This is a genomic window from Psychromonas sp. Urea-02u-13 (genome assembly GCF_002835995.1).
Classification (GTDB): Bacteria; Pseudomonadota; Gammaproteobacteria; order Enterobacterales; family Psychromonadaceae; genus Psychromonas.
Window position 1 is genome coordinate 1 of the sequence record NZ_PJBZ01000207.1, and the last position, 1,070, is coordinate 1,070.

The 1,070-nt window shown below is 43.8% G+C and carries 1 protein-coding gene; it reads left to right on the forward strand.

Going from position 1 to position 1,070, the window contains the following annotated elements; genetic code table 11:
• Positions 1–1,070, forward strand: a 1,070-nt coding sequence (locus CXF74_RS21420) for an RHS repeat domain-containing protein (protein ID WP_198552960.1), incomplete at both ends; no start/stop codon positions are given.

The following is a 1,070-nucleotide window of genomic DNA, read 5'->3' on the forward strand; positions in this document are numbered from 1 at the left end:
CCATTAGGGCGTATCACTGGCGCACAGAACAATAACCGCCAACTACAGTGGCGATATGATGCAGCTGGCCGTGTTATAGAAGATCATCAAGACAATCACAAGCTATTACACCAATACAATGCCATCGGCCAACGAACGGCAAGTCAATTACCTAATGGTGAAACGGTTCAATATCAGCATGATAATAATGGTGCATTTACAGGCCTCAATTACGGCGATAATCAGGTTGCAAGTATCACGCGTGATAGCCTTGGCCGTGAAATTAAGCGTTCACTGAGTAATAATGTAACCACCGAACATAATTATGATCCTCAGGGTCGCTTACAACGTCAAACCACCTATAAAGCGGGCACTGAAAGCAATCGCCCGGCGATAAGTCAGCGTAGTTATAGCTACACGCAACAGGGCCAGTTGAGCCAAATTGACGATTTACAACGTGGTACCACGCAATATCATTACGATGCGGTTAATCGCTTAACGCAAGTTGAAGGGCCTAACCCTGAAAGCTTTGTGCACGATCCGGCTGGTAATATTTTAGCCATTGATAGCAGTAAAAAAGCACCAACATCTACCGCAAGTACACCTAAACACGCTAACCAAGTACAGGGTAATCGTCTTAAGTTTCAAGGCGATACGCATTATCAATACGATGCTAAAGGTAACCGTATTGCACAAGTGCGTGGCAAAGGGCAAAAACTAAAAACCGCTTACCGTTATAACAGCCTTAATCAGTTAGTGGCTGTGAATAACAACGGCGCAAACACGGTTTATCAATACGATGCGCTAGGACGTCGTATCAGCAAACAAAATCAACACGAGCGTACTGACTTTTTATGGTTTGAGGATGTCCTGCTCAGTGAAACGACGCAAACTAGAAATAGCGTCGCGCAAACCTCATTACAAACTAAAGTCTATTTGTTTGAACCTAATACATTTAAACCGTTAGCATTTGTGCAAGGTGAAGTCTTATATCATTACCATTTAGACCATCTGGGCACGCCACAAGAAATCACCAACGCCAATGGTGAGGTTGTCTGGGCTGCCAGTTTTAAAGCCTATGGTAATTTAGC